We start from the raw sequence: 23,443 nt of genomic DNA, 5'->3' as shown, positions 1-23,443 counted from the left end.
AATTTCATTATGGCAAATCGCAAATATTTCGGTACTGACGGCGTACGCGGTAAAGTCGGCAGTTATCCCATCACACCTGATTTCGCGCTTAAACTCGGCTGGGCAGCAGGCAAAGTGTTAGCTTCGCAAGGATCAAAAACCGTGTTAATCGGAAAAGATACGCGTATTTCCGGTTATATGTTGGAATCCGCATTGGAAGCGGGGTTAGCTGCGGCAGGGTTATCCGCGGCATTCACTGGCCCGATGCCGACGCCGGCCATTGCTTATTTAACCCGTACTTTTCGAGCTGAGGCGGGCATTGTGATTTCTGCTTCGCATAATCCTTATTACGACAACGGAATTAAGTTCTTTTCTGCACAAGGCACAAAATTGCCGGATGAAATCGAAGAAGCAATTGAAAGCATGCTTGAACAACCGATGGATTGCGTTGAGTCGGCAGAGCTGGGGAAAGCCAGCCGTATTAATGACGCGGCAGGACGTTACATCGAATTTTGTAAAAGCACTTTTCCGGCACATTTAGGCTTGGAAGGTTATAAAATCGTGGTAGATTGCGCAAATGGTGCTACTTATCATATAGCACCGAATGTATTGCGCGAATTAGGCGCGGATGTTATCGAAATTGGCTGCGAACCGAACGGTGTGAATATCAATGAACGATGCGGTGCGACCGATGTACGTGCATTGCAAGAAAAAGTATTGGAAACCAAAGCGGATCTCGGCTTGGCCTACGATGGCGACGGCGACCGCATTATGATGGTGGATCACCTCGGCAACAAAGTAGATGGTGACCAAATTCTCTTCATCATTGCCCGTGAAGCTTTGCGATCCGGTCAATTAAAAGGTGGTGTAGTTGGCACCTTAATGAGCAATATGAGCCTTGAAATCGCGCTCAAAATGCTTGGTGTACCTTTTCTCCGCGCGAATGTAGGCGATCGTTATGTGCTTGAAAAAATGCAGGAAAACGATTGGACCTTGGGAGGAGAAAATTCCGGCCATATCATTATTTCCGATAAAAATACCACCGGCGATGGTATTGTCGCCTCCCTAGCCGTGTTAGCGGCGATGGCAAAACATAAACTTTCGTTAAACGAATTGGCCGGCGCAGTGAAATTATTCCCACAAGTGTTAATTAACGTGCGTTTTGCCGGCGGTGCGAATCCACTTGACAGCAATGCGGTGAAAGTGGCGGCGGCCGATGCGGAAAAACGTTTGGCCGGTAAAGGCCGAATCTTGTTGCGCAAATCCGGTACTGAACCGTTGATTCGCGTAATGGTGGAATGCCAAGACGGCGAATTAGCGCAACAATGCGCGGAACAAATCGCCGAAGCCGTAAAAGCAAATTAATACATTTTTGACCGCATCTTTAAGGTGCGGTCGATTTTTTGGTTAAAGTTAGGAAAGCTACGTGAAAATTTTTATTATGCGTCACGGTGAAGCCGAAGTAATGGCGAAAACGGACAAAGCGCGTCGTTTAACGGAATACGGTAAAAAACAAGCCTTTGCGCAAGGGCTTTGGCTTGCGAAGCAGTTAAATGCGACCGCATTGGAACGCGTGTTGGTCAGCCCTTATCAACGGGCGCAGGAAACCTTCGAGCAAGTTAATCGCGCTTTTGCCGGCGAACTCTCGTCGCTACAAGAAATTTGGGAAGGTATTACGCCTTACGGCAACGCAGAATCGGTGGCGGATTATCTTTCCGTATTGGAAAACGAGGGAATGAAAAATATTTTGCTCATTTCTCATTTGCCTTTAGTCGGCGAGATCGTCGCCGAGCTTTACGGCAAGCGTAATCCAATTAGTTTTTATCCGGCGACGCTCGCGCAAATCAATTATAAAGACGGAAAGGGTGAAATTTTGAATTATCACTACCCGACGGAGATATTGTAAATCGATACGCAGTAATGGCGAAAATGCACAAAATACTCTGAGGCGGCAAGCGTTTTTGGCTTGCTCTTGGCGTCGAATTTGAACTTGCTAAATAGCACCGCATTGGAAGCCGCTCCAATGCGGTGCTATTTTGATACTTCGATAGACGCGCTTTAATGCATAGTCGTTTTAGTTTTTAGCGTAATATCGGCGAATTTTTATAACCAACAGTAGAGATGTTGAAAAGGGAAAACAAAATGTTGTGTAGTATTTATAAAAGTCCCAAAAAACCGGGAAGTTATCTTTATGTGCCGATACGTGATGATTTTTCCGCCGTGCCGGATGCATTACTAAGCCATTTCGGTAAACCCGAATTGCTCATGATGTTTAATCTTGCCGGCAATAAACCGCTTCACAATGCCGATAAAGCAGAAGTTTGTAAGAAACTTGAGGCACAAGGGTTTTATTTACAAGTGCCTAAGCAAGACGACGGATTATTTAATAGTTTGAGTGAGATCAAATAATCGATTAATTCTTGTCTGAAAGGTGCGAAATTTTGCGTTAGCTCAAATTTCTCGTAAAAAAACTCTTTTAGAATCGGCGCTCTTTTAGGCCATAGTTTAAGCCTAATAAAATTTAAAGGAGAGGAAAATGAGCAGCTTTTTTATTACCGGGATTGATACCAATGTCGGTAAAACGACGGCTTGTCGTGCGATTATTCAAGCTTTGCAAAATAAAGGCGTGAATATTGTCGGTTTTAAACCGATTGCTTGTAGTTCGGAAGAGAGCGTTTATCCTGTCGAGCAAACTTTCACGTCGGATTATGATAATAAAGAAAATTACGATGTACTGACCTTGATGGATTCAACCAAACAGGCGGTAAGTTACGAAGAAATTAACGCTTATACTTTTGATCACACTTTGCCAATGTTGGTTGAAGCCAAAGAACGTATAAAGTTGGCTAAAATCAATCAAATGCTTGATGAATTAACTCAAAAATATCAATCAGTTGCGGTGGAAGGGTCGTTTGGTTTGTTGACGCCGATGGCTGAAGGTAAAACTTTTGCCGATTGGGTGAAATCCCGCAAAATGCCCGTGGTGCTTGTAGTTGGCATTAAAGATGGTTGTATTAATCACGCATTATTAACGGTGCAAGCCATTCAGAATCTAGGCGTACCATTATTAGGCTGGGTGGCAAATCGTATTAATCCGTTATTAAGTCATTATGCGGAAATCGTAGAATTTCTTGAAAATCATATTGATGTACCGCTATTAGGTAAAATTCCTTACGTTCATCGCCCAGAAACCCAAGAACTCGGACATTATTTAACCAATATTGAGCGTTTACTGTACGTGCAAACGGAACAGGTCAAGTAGAAAAAGCAAGTAAAAAAACTAAGTAAAAAAAGAACTAAGTGCGGTAAATTTACCGCACTTCTTTTATTCAACATTATGTGCTTTTTTCAAAATATCCTCTTCTTCCAGCGTTAATAAACGCGCAATAGCATTGCGATAAGAAATCTCCAGGGATTCACGACTGGTCGCCATTACGCCTTGATCGACCAAAAATCCGTCATTCACATCATAAACCCAACCGTGCAACGATAATTTTTGGCCACGCTCCCATGCGCTTTTTACGATGGACGAGCGACCGAGATTATAAACTTGTTCTGCTACGTTAATTTTGGTCAACATATCCGCACGTTTTTCCGGCGACAGTTTGCCGAGCAAATGCCCGTGTTTGAACCAAATATCGCGAATATGCAACAGCCAGTTGTTAATTAAACCGAGATCTTGATCCGCCATCGCCGCTTTAATACCGCCGCAATTCGTATGTCCGCAAATGATAATATGCTCGATATTCAGCACATCTACCGCATATTGCACCACGGAAAGACAATTGAGATCCGTGTGAATGACTTGGTTTGCCACATTGCGATGAACAAAAAGCTCGCCCGGTTCGAGATTAGTGAGTTTTTCCGCCGGCACTCGGCTATCGGAACAACCGATCCAGAGATAATGCGGTGTTTGGTGATCGGCAAGTTCTTTGAAATAGGTGGAATTTTCCTCTTTCATGCGTTGCGCCCAGCTTAAATTGTTGGCGAAAAGTTGCTCGATTTTGTTCATGGTACTTTCCTTAAAAATCATGAAAAAAATTGACCGCACTTTATTACAAATGCGGTCAGAATTAGGTCTGTTTTAAAATTAAAAATTCGCGTTTCTCGGTGCGCGTGGGAACGGGATAACGTCGCGAATATTTTGCACGCCGGTTACATAAACGATTAAACGTTCAAAACCAAGACCGAAACCGGAATGTGGCACGGTGCCGTATTTGCGCAGATCACGATACCACCAGTAATCTTCCGGGTTTAATCCCATTTCTTCCATACGTTTATCAAGGACTTCTAAACGTTCTTCACGTTGCGAACCGCCGATAATTTCGCCGATACCCGGCGCTAAAACGTCCATTGCGGCCACAGTTTTGCCGTCGTCATTTAAACGCATATAGAACGCTTTAATGTCTTTCGGATAGTTTTTTACCACTACTGGCGATTTGAAGTATTCTTCCGCCAAGTAGCGTTCGTGTTCGGAAGAAAGATCAATGCCCCAAGAAACCGGGAATTCGAATTTTTTACCGGATTTTAATAATACCTCGATCGCATCGGTGTAATCAATTTGAGCAAAATCGGCATTAATAAAGTTTTCCAAACGTGTAATCACATCTTTATCGACGTGTTTTTCAAAGAATTTTAAATCGTCTCGGCGTTCATTAAGAACCGCGCGGAATACGTATTTCAACATATCCTCGGCCAGTTTGGCGTTATCGGCGAGTGTTGCGAAAGCTACTTCCGGCTCAATCATCCAGAATTCCGCCAAGTGGCGTGTGGTGTTGGAGTTTTCGGCACGGAAAGTCGGGCCAAACGTATAAATTTTGCTTAAGGCGCAAGCGTAAGTTTCGCCGTTTAATTGCCCTGAAACCGTTAAGAAAGATTCTTTGCCAAAAAAATCTTGACTGAAATCCACTTTGCCTTTTTCGTCGCGAGGCAAGTTTTCTAAATCTAAGGTTGAAACCCGAAACATTTCACCGGCGCCTTCCGTATCCGATGCGGTGATGAGTGGCGTTGCCACCCAATAAAAACCTTGTTCGTGGAAGAAACGATGAATCGCTTGCGCCAAACAATGGCGGACGCGGGCAACGGCACCGATGATATTGGTGCGTGGGCGTAAATGAGCTACTTCGCGTAAATATTCGATAGAATGACGCTTCGCTGCCATTGGGTAAGTGTCGGGATCTTCAACAAATCCTGTTACTTCGACGTTTTGTGCTTGCAATTCGACCGCTTGACCTTCAGCCGGCGATTCGACGACTTGACCGGTAACAATTACGGAACAGCCCGTAGTTAGGCGTAAAATTTCACTTTCGTAATTTTCAATATCATTGTTGACGATCGCTTGAATCGGATCAAAACATGAACCGTCATACACGGCTAAGAAGGATAAACCGGCTTTAGAATCGCGACGAGTGCGCACCCAACCACGCACCGTGACGGTTTCGCCAATCGCCACGTTTCCTTGTAACACATCGACAACGGATGCAACTTTAGACATATAAACCTCAACTCATTAGGGCATAAAAAATGCGCCTAGTTTACCTTAAATCGCAAAATTTTCCATAAAAACTTATGGCCTTCATGACCAACTTAAGTAGAATAGCGCGCCTATAATCAATAACAATCTGTAGGGAGTTTTTATGTGGTCGGAAATTTTAGTCGGTTACGGTATTTTTATTTTGGAAATTTTGACGCTATTTGTTGTTATCGCGGCGATTACGGCGTTTATTATTTCCGCACGTCGACACAGAGCCAATGAGCAAGGCGAATTAGTTATAACGGACTTATCGGCGCATTTGCAAGATACGGTAAAACAGTTGCGTGATTTTCAGTTATCCGAAGAAGAATTAAAGCAGCAAGAAAAAGCCGAAAAGAAAGCGGAAAAACAAAAACATAAGGCATTAAAAGATAAACTGAAAAAAGGCGAAGTGCTTGATGAGACAAAACCCTGCCTTTATGTTTTAGATTTTAAAGGTGATCTGAACGCCTCCCAGAGCACCGCATTGAGAGCAGAAATTTCGGCGATTGTCAGCGTAGCAAAACCGCAAGATGAAGTTTTACTGCGTCTGGAAAGTGCAGGTGGCATCGTTTACGGTTACGGCTTGGCCGCTTCGCAATTGGCGCGTTTAAAACAAAAGGGGATTAAATTAACCGTTTCGGTGGATAAAGTGGCCGCCAGCGGCGGTTATATGATGGCCTGTGTTGCGGACAAAATCATTGCCGCGCCCTTTGCGGTAATCGGCTCAATTGGCGTGGTGGCACAGGTACCGAATATTCATCGTTTATTAAAAAAACATGATGTGGATGTTGACGTGATGACGGCAGGGGAATTTAAGCGCACGGTGACAATGCTCGGTGAAAATACCGAAAAAGGTAAACAAAAATTCCAGCAAGAACTAGAAGAAACACATCAATTGTTTAAGCAATTTGTTAGTCAATATCGACCAAAGTTGAATATTGATCACGTGGCCACGGGTGAGCATTGGTTTGGTTCGCAAGCTTTGGAATTAGGGCTGGTGGATGAGATTTCGACCGGTGATGATATTTTGTTAGAAGCAATGAAAGATAAATCTGTGATTGGCATCGCTTACAAAGTGAAAAAACCGTTATTGCAGAAACTCGGACGTCAAGTAGAAGAAAGCGCCGATGCGTTGATTCAACGTTATATGCACAAAAATACACAGGATTTTATGCGTTAAATTTTGTAAAAATATTGTAAATGAAGTGCGTTAGATGAGGCTTTTATTTACAAAATCGGTTTTTATGATTAGTATAAGTGCCGAAACTTTTATAGTTTCTTTATTCTAATTCAATAGTTTAATGGTGTTTTTCTTAATATTAGGAATTGCACTTTAATCGTTAAATAGAAGGTAAAACATGAAATTGTCTCGTATTTTATTATCTGCTGCGGCAATAGCGAGTTTAGCGGCTTGTGGTAATTTAAGTGAAGTCACTGCGGAAGGGATGCCGGAGTACAAAAATGTTAATGGCGTTGAGGTTCCTCAGTTGGTATGGCCGAAAATTAATGACGGTCAATCCGGTACCTGGCCGAATTGGGATAATGTTCGGATGATCGAACGCGGTATGAACAAAAAACAATTGTACGCGCTAATCGGTCAACCGCATTTCTCCGAAGGATTATACAATGTAAGAGAATGGAATTACGTATTTAACTATCGTGAAAACGGTGCACACAAAATCTGTCAATATAAAATCTTATTTGACAAAAATTACCAGGCACAAAGCTTCTTCTGGTATCCAAACGGCTGTAACAATAACACCTCATTTACTTTGAGTGGTGATTTCTTATTCAATTTTAATGAGGATAGTCTTACCCCTCAAGGTAAAGAAATGGTTGATAACATTGCGCAGCAATTGAAAACATCAAATGCAAAAGATGTTAAGGTTGCGGGGTTTACCGATCATTTAGGTTCTGATGCCTATAACATGGAGCTTTCGCAACGTCGTGCAAACCGTGTTAAAGCTCGTTTGGTAGAGGATGGTGTGGTTGCGCAAATCACAGCTATCGGTTACGGTAAAAATTATCAAGTGAAAGTTTGCAACGGATATGCGCATTTAAGCCAAGAAGAAAAAGACTGCTTGCGTCCTAATCGCCGCGTAGAAATTACTTCAAGCGGTTCTTCGCTGAAATTGCAACAAGAAGGGGCAAATGTAAACGGCGGATTACGCGGCCCGAGTCTGCTCTATCAAAAATAATTCTAACCCAAAAACAGCACCGCATTGAAACCCATTTCAATGCGGTGCTATTTTTTATCTGCAAATTAATTAGCGTTCTAGCAGCTTATCTAATGTTTTTTGCGTGAGATGAACATAATTTCCTAAAAAACGTTGGCTGAAATTCAATAAATAATAAAGTTGATAAATGTGTTTTCTTTCCGCGTAACCTTCTCGGTCTATCGGGAAAGCGCGATCATAATTTTCGTAGAATTTTATCGGGAATGGTTCAAAAAGTTCAGTGAACGCGAGATCGCATTCTCTATCGCCCCAATAACAAGCCGGATCATAAGTAGCGGTTTCGCCATTTACAATACAAACGTTTTCAATCCATAAATTGCCGTGTAAAAGAGATGGCTTCGGATTATGTTTGGCTAGTTTTTTAGCTACCGATTGAACAATTTGATCGATATTGCCGAAATCCAAACCTTTATCTTTACAAAGCTGCAATTGCCAACCAATACGTTGTTCGCTAAAGAATTTTGCCCAACTGGCATGCCACTTATTTGGTTGATGAACGGAACCTAACCAAGTATCAAAATCCAATCCATAATATTTTGTACCGGAAACCTGATGCAACCGGGCTAACTGAGTACCGAAATCTTCGGTTAATGAAGATTGTTGCGAAATAGGAAGTGCTTCAAGAAGAAGAAAACTGTGATTTGACGAACACCCGACGCCATAAACCATAGGAAGTCGAAATGCGTTTATTTTTCGTAACATCTCAAGTTGGTCGGCCTCGGCTCGAAACATGGAACGATAGGACCGCTCATTGGCTTTGACGAATACCGCTTGAATACCGTCGCTAATAATCCAAGCTTCATGAATTTCGCCGCGGTGAACGCATTCTTTTTCTTTAATTAAGTAATAAGCACCGAATTGATCCGCTAAGACTTGAGAGATCGATTTCCACATAGCTACCTCCTAAATACAACACAACAATTCCGTTTTTATTCTATTGAAATTAATAAAGATTTCTGTGATAAAGGTCAAAATTTTCATTATTTATTGACTCGGATTAAATCCAAGGAATTCAAATAAAAACGTGATTTTTTAATGTATAGGTATTATTATTAGCGCCATTTTAAGCAATGGAAATTAGTCAGAGGAAATTATGCAACATCTGAAAGATCTTGTTGAAAAAGCAAAATCGGCGATTGATATGATCGAGAACAAAAGTTTAGCAGCGTTAGATGAAATTCGCGTTGAATACTTTGGTAAAAAAGGTCATTTTACTCAATTAATGCAAGAACTTCGCAACGTTGCGGCAGAAGAACGTCCGGCATTAGGGGCTAAAATTAATGAAGCAAAACAAATCGCACTCGATTTTTTAAATGCCAAGAAAGCGGAGTGGGAGCAAGCTGAACTTAATGCAAAATTAGAAAAAGAGCGTGTAGACGTCACTTTACCGGGTAAGAAAGTGGAAAAAGGCGGTTTACACCCGGTAACGATAACAATTAATCGTGTGACGCAATTCTTTTCTGAGTTAGGTTTTTCCGTAGAAAACGGGCCGGAAATCGAAAGTGATTATTATAATTTTGATGCGTTAAATATTCCGAAACATCACCCAGCGCGTGCCGATCATGATACTTTCTGGTTTAATCCCGAATTATTGTTGCGTACGCAAACTTCCGGCGTACAAATTCGCACGATGGAAAAAATGCGCCCGCCAATTCGCATTATGGTGCCGGGACGCGTATATCGTAACGACTACGATCAAACCCACACGCCGATGTTCCACCAAATTGAATTATTGTATGTAGATAAAAATGCTAATTTCACCGAATTAAAAGGCTTGTTACACGATTTCCTACGCGCATTTTTTGAAGAAGATTTACAAGTGCGTTTCCGTCCGTCTTATTTCCCGTTCACTGAGCCTTCTGCGGAAGTGGATGTCATGGGCAAAAACGGCAAATGGCTTGAAGTGTTAGGTTGCGGTATGGTGCACCCGAATGTGTTGCGTAACGTGGGCATCGATCCGAATGAATATTCTGGCTTTGCCGTCGGTATGGGGGTAGAGCGTTTAACCATGTTACGCTACAACGTCACGGATTTGCGTTCATTCTTTGAGAACGATCTCCGTTTCTTAAAACAATTTAAATAATGACTTCGGCTAAAAACGATAGAAATCACAATTTTGAAGGATAAAGAATAATGAAATTTAGCGAACAGTGGGTAAGAGAATGGGTTAATCCGGCAATTTCGACCGAACAATTATGCGAACAAATTACCATGCTCGGTTTAGAAGTGGACGGTGTGGAAAAGGTGGCGGGCGATTTTACCGGTGTGGTTGTCGGCGAAGTGGTTGAATGCGCGCAGCATCCTGATGCAGATAAATTACGCGTTACCAAAGTTAATGTGGGCGGTGAACGTTTATTGGACATCGTATGCGGTGCACCGAACTGTCGTCAAGGTTTAAAAGTGGCATGTGCCACCGAAGGAGCCGTGTTGCTGGGTGATTTTAAAATTAAGAAAACCAAATTACGCGGTCAGCCTTCGGAAGGGATGCTTTGCTCTTTCTCCGAATTAGGCATTGATGTTGAAGCTGATGGTATCATCGAATTGCCACAAGATGCGCCGATTGGCGCGAACCTTCGCGAATATTTAAGTTTAGACGATAAAGCGATTGAAATCAGTTTAACGCCGAATCGCGCGGATTGTTTAAGCATCGCCGGCATTGCACGTGAAATCGGCGTTGCGAATAAACAGCCTGTCAATCCGCCACCTTTCAATGCGGTGCCCGTGACGACGTCTGCTAAAGTAGCAATTGAATTACAGGCGCCACAAGCCTGTCCGCGTTATTTATTACGCGTGGTGAAAAAGGTAAACGTAAAAGCCGCATCACCGATTTGGTTGCAAGAAAAATTACGCTGCTGCGGCATTCGCTCAATTGATCCGGTAGTGGATATCACTAACTATATTTTGCTTGAGTTAGGCCAGCCGATGCACGCATTTGATGCGGCAAAAGTGGCTCAACCGGTTCAAGTGCGCTTGGCTAAAGAAGGGGAAGAATTAGTATTGCTCGACGGCACAACCGCAAAATTACGACCGAATACTTTGCTTATTGCAGACCAAAACGGTCCGCTAGCCATGGCCGGGATTTTTGGTGGACAAGCGAGCGGCGTTACCGCTGAAACCCAAGATGTGATTTTAGAAGCTGCATTTTTTGCCCCTTTGGCCATTATCGGCCGCGCAAGACAATACGGCTTACACACCGATGCGTCACACCGCTTTGAACGCGGCGTAGATTTTGAGTTGGCACGTAACGCCATGGAACGCGCAACGGCCTTATTGCTTGAGATTTGCGGCGGTGAAGCTGGGGAAATTAACGAGGCCGTCAGCCAAGAATTCTTACCTACAGTGAAAACCGTACGACTTCGTCGCGAAAAATTAGATGCTTTGCTCGGGCACCGCATTGAAACCGAAACCGTTACGGAAATTTTCCAACGTTTAGGTTTTAACGTTCAATTCGCTGATGATGTTTGGAACGTCACTTCAGCAAGCTGGCGCTTTGATATTGAAATTGAAGAAGATCTCATTGAAGAAGTGGCGCGCATTTATGGCTATAACAGCATTCCGAATAACGCCCCGCTAGCGCATTTACGTATGCGTGAGCACAAAGAAGCGGAGCTGGACTTAGCGCGTATTAAGACCGCATTGGTGGATGCCGATTATCAAGAGGCGATTACTTACAGCTTCGTCGATCCAAAAGTTCAAACTTTATTACATCCGAACCAAGCGGCATTAATATTGCCGAATCCGATTTCGCTAGAAATGTCGGCTATGCGCGTTTCCTTGCTCAGTGGCTTGCTCAATGCGGTGCTATATAATCAAAATCGTCAACAAAATCGTGTACGTTTATTTGAAACCGGCTTACGTTTTATTCCCGATGCGAAGGCAGAATTTGGCGTGCGTCAAGAATTCGTGTTAAGTGCAGTCATTAGTGGCTCAGCCAAAAACGAAAGCTGGAACAGCAAAGCAGAATCGGTTGATTTCTTTGATTTAAAAGGCGATTTGGAAAGCTTGCTTTCTTTAACCGGTGTGCGTGACGACATTCGCTTTGTGGCAAAAGCCTTTGACGCGTTGCATCCCGGTCAATCCGCCGCAATTGAATTAAACGGCGAAGAAATCGGTTTTATCGGCACAATTCATCCGTTCATCGCACAAAAATTAGGTTTAAACGGTAAAGCGATTGTCTTTGAAATTTTATGGCGCGCCATTGCGAAGCGTAATCTGGTACAGGCCAAGGAAATTTCAAAATTCCCTGCCAACCGTCGAGATTTGGCGCTTGTAGTGGCAGACGATGTTGCCGCCGGCGATGTGCTTGAAGCTTGTAAACAGGCCGGTGGTGAGAAACTGACGCAAGTTAATTTATTTGACGTTTATAAAGGTATCGGCGTACCGAACGGAGCGAAAAGTCTTGCCATCAGTTTAATCGTGCAAGACAATCAAAAAACTTTAGAAGACGAGGATATTAATGCCGTTATTTCCGCCGTCTTAAATGAAGTTAAACAACGTTTTAACGCTGAATTAAGGGATTAACTTATGACGCTAACAAAGATCGATATTACGGAATATCTGATTGAGAAATATCAGTTACAAAAATCGGAAGCTAAAAGTTTGGTAGATAACTTTTTTGAAGAAATTCGCCTATCCCTTGAATCCGGTAATAAAGTGAAATTATCGGGTTTCGGTAGCTTTGAATTACGTGACAAATCTTCCCGTCCGGGACGTAATCCCAAAACCGGTGAAAGCGTAGCGATTTCAGCTCGTCGTGTCGTTGCATTCAAACCGGGACAAAAACTACGGGCTCGAGTGGAAAAAGCGATTAAGAATAATCAATAAAATAGCCGGAAAAAGCGCGGTTATCTGCGAGGGTTATGCATTTAAATGCATAAACGATTGCCGATTAGAAGCATAAATTGATGTGCCCAAATAGCACCGCATTGGAACCGCCTCCAATGCGGTGCTATTTTATGAGAGTAATTTCCGCGTTGTATATTTCGGTTATTTGGATCATACTTTTTTATTTATATGTCGAGATAAGAAAATGAAATTTATCAATAGCTTTTTATGTTTTTTTGTAAGTATGCTGTTATTCGCCTGTTCCTCAAACCGTTTTGGCGGGGAGGATTATGCCATTAATTACAAAGGCAGTATTAACGATCCGATTATGGCAATCACCTTGTTGAGCGAACAGCAATATGATTGGGCGGGCACGCCTTATGTATTAGGCGGGCAGTCGCGTAAGGGAATTGATTGTTCGGGATTTGTACAAAAAACTTTTATGGATCGCTTTAACATTGCGCTTCCACGCACCACAAAAGAGCAAGCTCATCACGGCAAATTAGTGCATAAAGAAGAGATTCAGACCGGCGATTTAGTATTTTTTAAAACCGGACTCGGGCCGAACGGTTATCATGTGGGGATTTATGTGAAAGAGGATAAATTTTTGCATGCATCAACGAAAGGCGGGGTAATTTATTCTTCCATGAATTCACCGTTTTGGTCGAAAACCTTTTGGCAGGTGAGACGAATCTAATCGGAATTAAAAAAGTGCGATTGAGCAAATCAGCCGCACTTTTTTTCTTTAATGTTTTTTTTAATGTTTTTTTAATGATGATGCTCAGGCTTCGGCGGTAGTTTGGCGAGTCCTTTGCCCACCGGCAAAATCAAGGTGGAGTAGCTTGCGGATTGTTGGCAAACCGCTTGATCGGCAAACGGCGTTTTATGAATCACTTTGATTTTCCAGATCCCTTCAATTAACGGAATAATATTCACGCGGCCTTGGCTATCGGTTTTACCGGAAAAACCTTGTGGTTCGCGATGTCCGGTTGACGCCTCCAAATCTTTTACAACCACCGTATCCGCCGTTGCGATCACTGTTTCGCCGGCAAGAGGCATATCGTTATAAAAAATTTGAACAGGGAAAGGCTCGCCCACTTTGACTTTACTCGGATCTTTCAACGGTACGATTTCAAGTGGCAATCCCACACGGGTCATCGCCATATCAGCATTTACAGGCTGTTTTCCAACATTCACTAAGCCTTTGCCGAACATTTGGGTTTGTTCGCAATAAACCGCGTTCGGTGTATTTGGTAAATTATCCATTTTCCAACCTTCGGCATTTTGCGACCAAAAGGTCGGTTGATAAGTTGCGGTTACCCAATAAGAACCAGCTTTTAACGGTTTTTCGGATTGATATTGATAATTCTCGCCGGTTTGTAGCAAAGTTTGTTGTTCGCCATCTTGATTAATCATCTTCAGTGGCGCAAAAATGTGCAAACGCGCCTCTGGAATTTTCTCTACATAGGGATAATCGCCATAAGCCAGTTCTGCTTTTAAAACCGTATCCGCTTTTAATTGCGACGGTGCGGCAACCCAAACTTCATGCGCTTGAGCTGTGCCGGCAAGGAGTAATAATCCCGCAATAAATGTTTTTTTCATGTGTTCTTTCCTTTTAAAAATACGTTGAAATAAATGGTAGAAAGTAAATCTTGGAGTGGGCGTAAAAGTATAGGGAAAAGCGGGCGTACATTGAAATACTATTTCAAGGAATCATTAAATTTGTGAGGATGATCACAAAAGCGCAATGGGTTCTTTATACATTTTTAACCAAAGAACCGTTCATATTGTTGCGCATTATCTCGCTAAATTGAGATGCAAAAAGTTGGAGTGTAAAAATAGCACCGCATTGGACTACTTCCAATGCGGTGCTATTTTGAGTAAAGAATCGGGAAGAGCAAATTTGGTTCAGACTCGCTCAACCTGCGTCATTTCAAGTTAATACAATAATCTATCGTGCAATTAATCTTCTTTTTTGGACGGTTTAATCGCAAGCAAATTACAGCTTAATTTACTGATGACATGTTCAGCGGTGTTACCTAAAAGCGCTGCGGATAACCCCGTGCGCCCGACGGTGCCGAGAATGACAAGTTCCGCTTCAATTTCTTTTGCGACTTCAGGAATGACCTCTTCAGGGAAACCCTCGCGTACATGGGTGTGATTTTCATCGATAGCGAATTTTTGGCGAAGCGCTTTCATATTGATTAAATGCTGACCGCGAATGCCGTTTTCATAACCCGAAGTGTTAAATTCCGGTAAATCAATCGCCATATTAATTGGCGTAACAGGGTAGGCTGCGACAAGGTGAACGTTACCACGGTTGAGATTTTCGGCCAATGACATACCGGTTTCGACTAATTCTTGGTTAAATTTGTCTTGGTATTCTTGTTCACCGGATACGTTTACCGCAATGAGAATTCGACGTTGGTGTTTCCAGTCGCCGTCACGCACGATAAGCACAGGCACCGGGCATTTACGCAATAATTGCCAATCCACCGGCGTGAAAATCAGCGAGGTAAAACTTTCTTCGTTTTTAGTATATTTCACAACGAGATCGTAGTCGTTTTTTTCTACATCTTCACGAATGCCTTCCGCTTCATTGCTGTTCCAAACAATGTGAGATTCAAATTTAATTTGGGGATCGGCGTATTTATCCAAATAAAATTGTACCGCTTGACGATGTTGTTCAATGGCGGTTTTATGCATTTCTTCGCGTTCTTCGGAAGAAAGCAGGGCGGACATTTCATAAGATAAATCGTAAACGGCGAGAAGCGTCGTGATTTTTACTTTATCAACATTTTCTTGCTCTTTTACCAAACGCACGGCGCGGGCGAGAGCGTATTGTTTTTCATTGTCGGGATTGAGAACGACTAAGATATTTTTAAATTTCATATAACCTCCGTGATGGACGCCGATAGCATAAGAAAAAATGGATTCGATAACAAGGAATGAGCCTCGGAAAGTTGATATAAAAAAGCGTGAAAGTTTCACGCTTTTTCCTATTCCGCCATGGTAATTTTAGTTTTGTTGGTGCCGGTAAGTTCGACTAAGGCATTGATATCATTAATGATAATGTATTTACCTTGTACAGAAAGTACGCCGAGTTTTTGAAAACGACCTAAAAGACGGCTGATTGTTTCCACGGTTAAACCGAGGTAATTGCCGATATCGCTACGTGTCATAGTTAGTCGGAATTCTTTGGCAGAGAAACCGCGGGCAGAGTAGCGCTTGGACAGATTATAAATAAATGCGGCCAAGCGTTCTTCAGCATTCATTTTGGAAAGCAACAAAATCATTTCTTGATCACTTTTAATTTCGCTACTCATTAAACGAATAATTTGTTGGCGTAGTTTAGGCATTTTGCCCGCTAAGTCATCTAAAATATCGAAAGGAATTTCACACACCATTGCCGTTTCTAAAGCCTGGGCAAAGCTTGGATGCTGCATATTGTTGATGGCATCAAAGCCCACGAGATCTCCCGGTAAATGGAAAGAAGTAATTTGTTCTTCGCCGGCTTCACTGATTGTGTAGCTTTTAATGGTGCCGGAACGAATGGCATAGATTGAATTAAGCGAGTCGCCAGCTTTAAATAAGACTTGGGATTTTTGGATGGGTTTTTTACGTTCGATAATATTATCGAGTTGATCAAGTTCGTGTTCATTTAATGTGAAAGGAATACATAGTTGGCTAATACTGCAATCCTGGCAATGGATTGCACAACCTCCCGATTGAACTCGGCGTCCTGCCTTAGTTTCTGAAACGAAATTTTTCATTTAGCCCTCAGATTTTATTTAAAAAATAATGTAAAATTGATCTAACGCAAGAATTTTAACACTAAATAGGCATTTTAAGAAGATGGCAACGGAAAAATTAACGAAGAAAAGACTAGTACAAATTTTAATCATGTTATGTATTTTAATCGGTGCTTTTATTTGGCGATATTTTTTATCTTAAATAAACTGTTTTGTTTAAATTTAAATCAATCAATCAAAATCCTGAAATTTTTACTTGCTACGTGTTTCGATATACGTATAATCTCCGCGTTCCCAAGCCTGGGTGGCGAAATTGGTAGACGCAGCGGATTCAAAATCCGCCGGTGAATAACCGTGTCGGTTCGAGTCCGACCCTAGGCACCAAATCACTAAACAAACCCCCGCGTAACTCAACGCGGGGGTTTGTATTTAAACGTTGTTATATTATAACTATCGAATTTAAGCTCAAATTAATCTGAGAGGCACGAATTTTTAAACGGGGGAGTGTCAGATTAGGTTTGATTTTCTACAATTTATTACTATCAACGTGACATATTCGTAATTATGTAGCAAATGCACAAAACCATTTGAATTAAGCATGAGTTTGCATAAAACAACAGCACCGCATTGAAAGCGGCTCCAATGCGGTGCTATTTTGCAAGGGTAATTTTAGCGTTGTGCAACTGCTACATAATTTCGGACATATTCAAGATAAATAGAAAGGGCGGAGTTCTATAGATTATAGAACTCCGCCCTTAAATTAATAGTCTAGATTTTTGGGGTCAGATCATTTTAACCACACTTTTTGTTTATCTACGCTGAAATATTGTTACATTTTCGGAATTTCAACGCCAGAAGAGAGTAGGTCTTGAATATCTGATTTCAGTACATCGGCTTTTGGCCCGTAAATGGCTTGAATGCCCGTACCTTTAACAATAAAGCCCATTGCGCCTGCTTGTTTCCAAGCTGTTGCATCACCCACCAGCTCAGGGTTGTGAACGGTGATACGTAAACGGGTCATACAAGCATCCACCTCTGCAATATTGTTGCGTCCACCGAGAAGATTGATGATTTGCACCACTTGTGCACTGGCATTAGCGACGTTTTTCTCCTCAGCAGGGGCTTCGTCAGTACCTTTTGCGTCGTAGTTGCCGTTGCGACCGGCGGTGGCTAAGTTGAGTTTCTTAATCATGAAATTCGCAATTAAGAAGGTCGCGATCGCAAACACACTGGATACCCAAATGAAGTTGATGAGATCCATGCCGATGCCCGCTTTAATCGCCATTGGTGTACGGGTTAAAAACTCAATGTTACCGAATGAGTGAACGCGTAAGTTCACAATATCTGCCATGGCAAATGCGCAACCTTGGATAACCGCATAAACAAGGTAAAGCGGTAGTGCAACGAACATAAACATATATTCGATCGGTTCTGTTACGCCGGTTAAGAACACGGCAAGGGCAGAAGAAAGGAAAATCCCTTTGTAGATGGTTTTCTTATCTGGATCAACGTTCACGTACATGGCGAGGGTAATTCCCATTAGAATACCGCTTGAACCGATCATTTGACCTACTTTAAAGCGCGCCGGTGTTACGGTTGAGAGGAGTTCGTTATATTGCGTCATATTGCCCGCGTCTTTCAGGTTGATTAAATCACTGATCCAAGCAAGCCATAAAGGATCTTGTCCGAATACTTGTTTGCCTTGTTGCATACCGGTTAAGAATTCATAGGTACCGCCCAATGAGGTGTAGTTCATCGGAATGGTGAGCATATGGTGTAAACCGAAAGGCAGTAAAAGACGTTCTAATGTGCCGTAAACAAAAGGAGCAAGGATAGGCGCGGAGTCTTGTGAGTTGGCAATCCATTCGCCGAAATGATTGATCCCGGTTTGTACCACCGGCCAGAATACCGCCAACACTAACGATACTAAAATGGAACGGTAAATGACTACGAATGGCACAAAGCGTTTACCGTTAAAGAAGGTAAGTACTTCAGGCAGTTTGCGGAAATTGTAGTAGCTGTTAAAGGTGGTAGCCCCTACAAAACCGGCGATGATCCCTACAAATACACCCATATTTAATGCAGGTTGTCCAAGGATATTCACAAAGTAGTTGGCCACCGGAATATCACCGGCCAAGATAGTGCTGACGTGGGCATTCGGATCGGTCAGCATTTCAATTTTTACGCCGAAGAAATGACCGGTAATCAAGTTGATTAAGATAAAGGCAAGGCCTGCGGCAAACGCACCACCCGCACGTTCATTTGCCCAACTACCACCAATCGCCAAAGCAAATAAGAGATGTAAGTTACCAATAATCCCCCAACCAATTTGCGCAATGATATGACCAATGCGAGCCAGCCATTCAGCATCACTAATTAATGGTAATGAGTTACCGATACTCACCATTAAACCTGCAGCAGGCATTACGGCAATCACGACCATCAGACATTTGCCGAATTTTTGCCAAAATTCAAAACTGAGCAATTTTTTCATATGTGTTCTCCTACAAAATGAGCTCAACGTCTAAACCGAAATGATCGGAAACGACCGGTTTATTTTTGCCATTAAAAACCACCTGACTGGATAAAACCTGTTTCGGTTGATTTAAAAAAATGTAATCTAAGCGCTTTTCTTCGCTGTGGCCTTTCCAGCCATCAATGGCTTTTTCAACAGTAATCCCACTATCTTTCTGTTCCGCGATCTCAAAAGTATCAAGTAAACCGAGAGATTTGATTTTCTGATAAGTGTTTGGATCGCTGATTGCATCCGTATTGAAATCGCCCATCAAAATTTTAAGATTTCGGCTTTGGCTGCGCTCTACGATATTGCGAATGTTGTCCAGTTGATTTTCACCTGCGCAATTCGGTAAGTTGATATGGCAGGAGTAACAATCTACAAGTTGGCCTTGATATTCCACGGTTAAGCCAATAATTTTGCGAGAGAGGATAGAATCGAGGCGCTGATGTTGGCTGCAATAAAAAGCATCCACGTCATAAACGGGTAGGTGGGTTAAAAAGGCGATACCTTCGTCATATTTATCGTAGCCAATATGTGAATTGCTCCAAAATAGCGAATATTTTTGTGTCACCCGTTGATTGATTTTATTCAGTAACACAACGCCATAGTTATCTTGCTTTAATGCTTGTGAAATTAGGGGAGCTGACATTAATTGATTCACCTCTTGTAGGGCTACGATGTCGTAACCCTTTTCAACAATGGTGTTGGCAATAATGTCGATTTTTTCCGCTTGGTTATCTTCTAACCAAGCGTGTACATTGAGGGTGAGTAGTTTCATACGTTCCCCTTAATCCTCACAATGCCAAATATCAGCGTTATATTGTGCAATGGTGCGATCCGATGAGAAGAACCCGGCTTTGGCTATGTTATGAATCACTTTTTTATTCCAGCTATCTTGATCTTCATAATCCGCCAAAATCTGTTCTTTTGCCGTGACATAAGCATCAAAGTCAATTAAGGTCATAAACCAGTCTTTATTGAGCAATTCATCATGTAGGCGTTTTAAACGTGCTTCATTGCCCAGTTTTACCAGCGTAGAATCAAGGATAAAATCGACCGCTCTTTTAATGTGTTTATCCTTTTCATAGTAATCTTTCGACACATAACCGGCAGTTTCATACAGCTTGATAATGCTTTTAGCATCCTTACCAAAGGTATAAATATTTTCTGTGCCGGCTAATTCTGCAATTTCGACATTTGCACCGTCCATTGTGCCCAAGGTTAATGCGCCATTCAGCATAAATTTCATATTGCCCGTTCCTGAAGCTTCTTTTGAGGCAAGGGAAATTTGCTCTGAAATATCTGTTGCCGGAATTAATTTTTCCGCCACGCTGACATTGTAGTTTTCCACTAAATAGACGTTTAAATACTGATTCACATCCGGATCGTTATTGATTAATTCAGACAAGCAAAGAATTAAATGAATAATATCCTGTGCAATCACATAAGCCGGTGCGGCTTTCCCACCAAAAATCACGGTAATTTTACGTTTTGGTAGTTTGCCTGCTTTGATTTCAAGGTATTTATGAATCACATAAAGCGCATTCATTTGTTGGCGTTTATATTCGTGGAAACGCTTAATTTGTGTATCGATAATGGAATTCTCATCCAATTCAATGCCTTTATTTTCTTTAAGATAAGTTTTTAGCGCTAATTTATTCTGGAATTTAATTTCAGCTAATTTTTGATGCACTTTTTTGTCATCTTTAAAGGCAAGCAGTTTTTCCAATTGAGTTGCATCATGTAAGTACTCATCGCCGATAAGTTGTTTAATATAAGCAGATAAAGCTTGGTTAGAAAATTCTAACCAACGACGGAAGGTGATTCCGTTAGTTTTATTATTAAACTTCTCCGGATAAATTTCATAAAACGCTTTGAGTTCGGAATTTTTCAAAATTTCCGTGTGTAATGCCGCCACACCGTTCACAGAGTTTGAAAAATGAATATCCATATGCGCCATATGGACGCGTTTTTGCTTATCAATGATTTGTACATCAGGATTCGGATATTCTTTCTGCACCAATTTATTCAGTTTTTTGATGATCTTCACTAAATGTGGAACCACTTCTTCTAAATAAGCTAAAGGCCATTTTTCTAAGGCTTCGGCAAGAATCGTATGGTTCGTGTAGCCCACCATATTGCGCACGATTTCTACCGCTTCTGCAAATTTAATACGATGTTTTTCCGTTAATAAGCGAATCAATTCCGGAATCACCATGGATGGGTGCGTGTCATTAATTTGCACATAGGCATAATCGGCTAAATCATGTAAATTACTGCCACGTTCAATGGCTTCATCAATTAATAACTGCGCCGCATTGGAGACCATAAAATATTGCTGATAAATACGTAATAATTCACCGTTTTTATCGGAGTCATCCGGATAAAGGAATAAGGTCAGATTTTCTTTGATTTTTGTTTTATCAAAGGTGATACCTTTTTTAATCAATTTATGATTAATCGATTCAATATCAAATAAGTTGAGATAATTTTTGGTGTCTTTTTTGTAACCAAGAATATCAATACGATCTAATTTAGAGGTTAACGTGAAGTCTTTAAATGGTACTTCATAACGGATATTTGTCGGGATTAACCAAGAGTCTTTTTCAATCCAATCATTCGGTTCGGCATGTTGCTCATTGTTTTTAAAGACTTGTTTAAATAAACCGCAATGGTAATTCAAGCCTACACCTTCCGCATTTAGCCCGAGTGTGGACATGGAATCAATAAAACAGGAAGCTAAACGACCTAATCCACCATTCCCTAAAGACGGTTCCGGTTCAATATCTTCAATATGGCTTAGTGATTTTCCTGCCTGCGCCAATTCATCTTTGATTTCTTGATATACGCCAAGATTGATTAAATTGTTAGACAGTAATTTACCAATCAAAAACTCCGCAGAAATATAGTAAACCTTACGTTTTCCTGTGTTTTTCGGTTTATCTGCCGCAATGTTTTTCACGTAATTTAAGAGCTGCACATAAATTTCGCGATCGCTTAATTGTTCAAGGGTTTTCTGTGTTGCTGTTTGCACAAAGGTCGTAAATTTGAGCATGTTTTTTTCCTTATTGGCGCGTCCATATAACGTGGTTATTTGGGTTAAAAAATCTTTTTTGGCTTTTGTTAAATCACTTTCTTGCATTCGCCATTCCCAGTTTCCACCTATGGTGGAAGGAATATTCATTCTTGAGCTGGCGGACAAATCTAAAATATCTTGCATGGTGGCAATCGCCGTATTACTTACGGTAGCAAATAATTGGCGAATCATTGCCTGACAAATAGATTCATCCGCAGCACGATGGGTATAAGCATTGATATATTGTTGCTGTTTCAACGTTAAACCGTCATACCAACCATTTGTGACATCATTGTCATGTGTGCCGGTGTAGGCGATGCAATGCGGAATACAATAATGTGGGCTATCCAGGCTTTCACCACTTACATCTTCAAAACCAAATTGCAAAATTTTCATGCCGGGATAACCACAATCAAGCAGTAATTTCTTCGCTTTTTCATCAATATTGCCGAGATCTTCAGCGATAATAGGCAAATCACCTAGCTGTGCTTTTACTGCTTTGAACAAATCATATCCCGGGCCGGGCTGCCAGCTACCATATTTGGCAATGTCTGCTTTACCATCCACTTGCCAATAATCGGAGAAACCTTTGAAATGATCGATACGAAGTACATCGTAAATTTTAAAGCTTTCCTCAATGCGATGAATCCACCAAGCATAGCCTTGTTTCTTATGTTCAGCCCAGTCATAAAGCGGATTGCCCCAAAGCTGTCCGGTGGCGCTAAACTGATCGGCAGGAACACCGGCGACGAAAAGCGGATTGCGTTCTTTATCTAATTGGAAGAGTTCCGGCATTGTCCACACTTCGACGCTGTCTGCCGCCACATAAATCGGCATATCGCCGATAATTTTAATTCCTCTTTGATTAGCGTAGTTTTTCAATGCCAACCATTGTTGGAAAAAGAAATATTGCGTTACTTTGAAATACTGAATTTGCTCTGTCAGCATTGCGCGGTATTTTGCAAGTGTCTTCGATTGACGGGCAACAACCTGTTTATCTTCCCATTCTTGTAAGGCCTTATTGCCGAAATGCTCTTTGATTGCCATAAATTCCGCATAGTCTTCCAACCAAGTATGGTTGCTTTTTTCAAAGTTTTTGAAGGCTGCTTGGTGTTTTTTATCGGCAAGGAAATGTTTAACGGCAATTTCTAAGATCGGGCGACGAGCATGAAAAATGCGTTCGTAATCCACTTTTGTCGGATCATCACCAAAATTAACCGAAGCATAATCCGTTTCTTGCAATAAACCCATTTGGATGAGTAAAGCAAAATCAATTAAATGCGTGTTACCTGCAATAGCAGAGAAGGATTGATAAGGAGAATCACCGTAGCTGGTGGTGGTTAATGGAAGGATTTGCCAATAGGTTTGTTTCGTTTCAACTAAAAAATCCACAAAATCATAAGCAGATTGTCCAAAACTACCAATTCCAAATGCATTGGGTAATGAGGTGATATGCATTAAAACACCACTTGACCGAGTAAGCATAATTTTTTCCTTCAGAAGTAAAAGTTGTAGAGATTCTAATCTAAATTTTATTTTACA

19 protein-coding genes and 1 tRNA gene are annotated in these 23,443 nt (G+C 41.6%); 11 read left to right on the top strand and 9 right to left on the bottom strand.

The window, feature by feature from the left end:
• Nucleotides 1-9: 9 nt before the first annotated feature.
• The 4 genes from glmM to bioD all read left to right on the top strand — a co-directional run bounded on the left by glmM (nucleotide 10) and on the right by bioD (nucleotide 3,241).
• Nucleotides 10-1,344 (top strand): phosphoglucosamine mutase, encoded by a 1,335-nt coding sequence (glmM, locus tag AB3F25_RS04725; RefSeq protein ID WP_373602748.1) that lies wholly within the window; start codon nucleotides 10-12, stop codon nucleotides 1,342-1,344.
• A 61-nt stretch (nucleotides 1,345-1,405) separates the two neighbouring features.
• The gene (gene sixA / locus AB3F25_RS04720) at nucleotides 1,406-1,885 is read left to right on the top strand and encodes a phosphohistidine phosphatase SixA (protein WP_373602747.1); all 480 of its coding nucleotides are present in this window, start codon (nucleotides 1,406-1,408) and stop codon (nucleotides 1,883-1,885) included.
• Nucleotides 1,886-2,121: 236 nt separating this feature from the next.
• Complete coding sequence (locus AB3F25_RS04715; RefSeq protein ID WP_373602746.1) at nucleotides 2,122-2,388, top strand: YcgL domain-containing protein; 267 nt, start codon at nucleotides 2,122-2,124, stop codon at nucleotides 2,386-2,388.
• A gap of 127 nt (nucleotides 2,389-2,515) precedes the next feature.
• On the top strand, nucleotides 2,516-3,241 hold the full coding sequence (gene bioD, locus AB3F25_RS04710) for a dethiobiotin synthase (protein ID WP_373602745.1): 726 nt from the start codon (nucleotides 2,516-2,518) through the stop codon (nucleotides 3,239-3,241).
• A gap of 63 nt (nucleotides 3,242-3,304) precedes the next feature.
• Here bioD and can read toward each other — a convergent pair whose 3' ends face one another.
• Both can and asnS read right to left on the bottom strand, forming a co-directional pair.
• Nucleotides 3,305-3,991, bottom strand: coding sequence for a carbonate dehydratase (gene can / locus AB3F25_RS04705; RefSeq protein WP_373602744.1), 687 nt, complete (start codon nucleotides 3,989-3,991; stop codon nucleotides 3,305-3,307).
• 78 nt (nucleotides 3,992-4,069) lie between these two features.
• Nucleotides 4,070-5,473 carry an asparagine--tRNA ligase gene (gene asnS / locus AB3F25_RS04700; RefSeq protein WP_373602743.1) on the bottom strand — a complete coding sequence of 468 codons (1,404 nt, stop codon included), beginning with the start codon at nucleotides 5,471-5,473 and terminating at the stop codon, nucleotides 4,070-4,072.
• Between the two features lie 142 nt (nucleotides 5,474-5,615).
• Between asnS and sohB the strand changes: the two genes are divergently transcribed.
• Nucleotides 5,616-6,674: a protease SohB gene (gene sohB, locus AB3F25_RS04695; RefSeq protein WP_373602742.1), complete on the top strand. Its 1,059-nt coding sequence runs from the start codon at nucleotides 5,616-5,618 to the stop codon at nucleotides 6,672-6,674.
• 178 nt (nucleotides 6,675-6,852) lie between these two features.
• Nucleotides 6,853-7,692 (top strand): OmpA family protein, encoded by an 840-nt coding sequence (locus tag AB3F25_RS04690; protein ID WP_373602741.1) that lies wholly within the window; start codon nucleotides 6,853-6,855, stop codon nucleotides 7,690-7,692.
• Between the two features lie 69 nt (nucleotides 7,693-7,761).
• Here the strand turns inward: AB3F25_RS04690 and AB3F25_RS04685 are convergent, their stop codons facing one another.
• Nucleotides 7,762-8,625, bottom strand: coding sequence for a fructosamine kinase family protein (locus tag AB3F25_RS04685; RefSeq protein ID WP_373602740.1), 864 nt, complete (start codon nucleotides 8,623-8,625; stop codon nucleotides 7,762-7,764).
• A 199-nt stretch (nucleotides 8,626-8,824) separates the two neighbouring features.
• On the opposite strand from AB3F25_RS04685, the gene pheS reads away from it, so the two are divergent.
• The 4 genes from pheS to AB3F25_RS04665 all read left to right on the top strand — a co-directional run bounded on the left by pheS (nucleotide 8,825) and on the right by AB3F25_RS04665 (nucleotide 13,252).
• Nucleotides 8,825-9,814, top strand: coding sequence for a phenylalanine--tRNA ligase subunit alpha (gene pheS / locus AB3F25_RS04680; protein ID WP_373602739.1), 990 nt, complete (start codon nucleotides 8,825-8,827; stop codon nucleotides 9,812-9,814).
• 50 nt (nucleotides 9,815-9,864) lie between these two features.
• The gene (gene pheT, locus AB3F25_RS04675; protein ID WP_373602738.1) at nucleotides 9,865-12,252 is read left to right on the top strand and encodes a phenylalanine--tRNA ligase subunit beta; all 2,388 of its coding nucleotides are present in this window, start codon (nucleotides 9,865-9,867) and stop codon (nucleotides 12,250-12,252) included.
• A 3-nt stretch (nucleotides 12,253-12,255) separates the two neighbouring features.
• Complete coding sequence (locus AB3F25_RS04670; protein ID WP_373602737.1) at nucleotides 12,256-12,555, top strand: integration host factor subunit alpha; 300 nt, start codon at nucleotides 12,256-12,258, stop codon at nucleotides 12,553-12,555.
• A gap of 205 nt (nucleotides 12,556-12,760) precedes the next feature.
• Entirely contained in the window at nucleotides 12,761-13,252 is a 492-nt protein-coding gene (locus AB3F25_RS04665) for a C40 family peptidase (RefSeq protein WP_373602736.1), read from the top strand.
• 71 nt (nucleotides 13,253-13,323) lie between these two features.
• Here the strand turns inward: AB3F25_RS04665 and AB3F25_RS04660 are convergent, their stop codons facing one another.
• The 3 genes from AB3F25_RS04660 to AB3F25_RS04650 all read right to left on the bottom strand — a co-directional run bounded on the left by AB3F25_RS04660 (nucleotide 13,324) and on the right by AB3F25_RS04650 (nucleotide 16,328).
• Nucleotides 13,324-14,157, bottom strand: coding sequence for a DUF4198 domain-containing protein (locus tag AB3F25_RS04660; protein ID WP_373602735.1), 834 nt, complete (start codon nucleotides 14,155-14,157; stop codon nucleotides 13,324-13,326).
• Nucleotides 14,158-14,517: 360 nt separating this feature from the next.
• The gene (gene uspE, locus AB3F25_RS04655) at nucleotides 14,518-15,447 is read right to left on the bottom strand and encodes a universal stress protein UspE (RefSeq protein ID WP_373602734.1); all 930 of its coding nucleotides are present in this window, start codon (nucleotides 15,445-15,447) and stop codon (nucleotides 14,518-14,520) included.
• A gap of 107 nt (nucleotides 15,448-15,554) precedes the next feature.
• On the bottom strand, nucleotides 15,555-16,328 hold the full coding sequence (locus AB3F25_RS04650) for an FNR family transcription factor (protein ID WP_373602733.1): 774 nt from the start codon (nucleotides 16,326-16,328) through the stop codon (nucleotides 15,555-15,557).
• Between the two features lie 277 nt (nucleotides 16,329-16,605).
• On the opposite strand from AB3F25_RS04650, the gene AB3F25_RS04645 reads away from it, so the two are divergent.
• A tRNA-Leu gene (locus tag AB3F25_RS04645) sits at nucleotides 16,606-16,691 on the top strand.
• 445 nt (nucleotides 16,692-17,136) lie between these two features.
• Here AB3F25_RS04645 and AB3F25_RS04640 read toward each other — a convergent pair.
• The 3 genes from AB3F25_RS04640 to malQ are packed head-to-tail and all read right to left on the bottom strand — an operon-like array spanning nucleotide 17,137 to nucleotide 23,386.
• The gene (locus AB3F25_RS04640; protein WP_373602732.1) at nucleotides 17,137-18,801 is read right to left on the bottom strand and encodes a PTS transporter subunit IIBC; all 1,665 of its coding nucleotides are present in this window, start codon (nucleotides 18,799-18,801) and stop codon (nucleotides 17,137-17,139) included.
• A gap of 10 nt (nucleotides 18,802-18,811) precedes the next feature.
• Nucleotides 18,812-19,603, bottom strand: coding sequence for an endonuclease/exonuclease/phosphatase family protein (locus tag AB3F25_RS04635; RefSeq protein ID WP_373602731.1), 792 nt, complete (start codon nucleotides 19,601-19,603; stop codon nucleotides 18,812-18,814).
• A gap of 9 nt (nucleotides 19,604-19,612) precedes the next feature.
• A complete protein-coding gene (gene malQ, locus AB3F25_RS04630) occupies nucleotides 19,613-23,386 on the bottom strand; it encodes a 4-alpha-glucanotransferase (RefSeq protein WP_373602730.1) in 3,774 nt (1,257 codons plus the stop codon).
• Between the last annotated feature and the right edge of the window lie 57 nt (nucleotides 23,387-23,443).

It is taken from the genome of Aggregatibacter sp. HMT-949 (assembly GCF_041734645.1).
GTDB lineage: Bacteria > Pseudomonadota > Gammaproteobacteria > Enterobacterales > Pasteurellaceae > Rodentibacter.
This window is presented reverse-complemented; position numbering and strand designations above follow the sequence as displayed.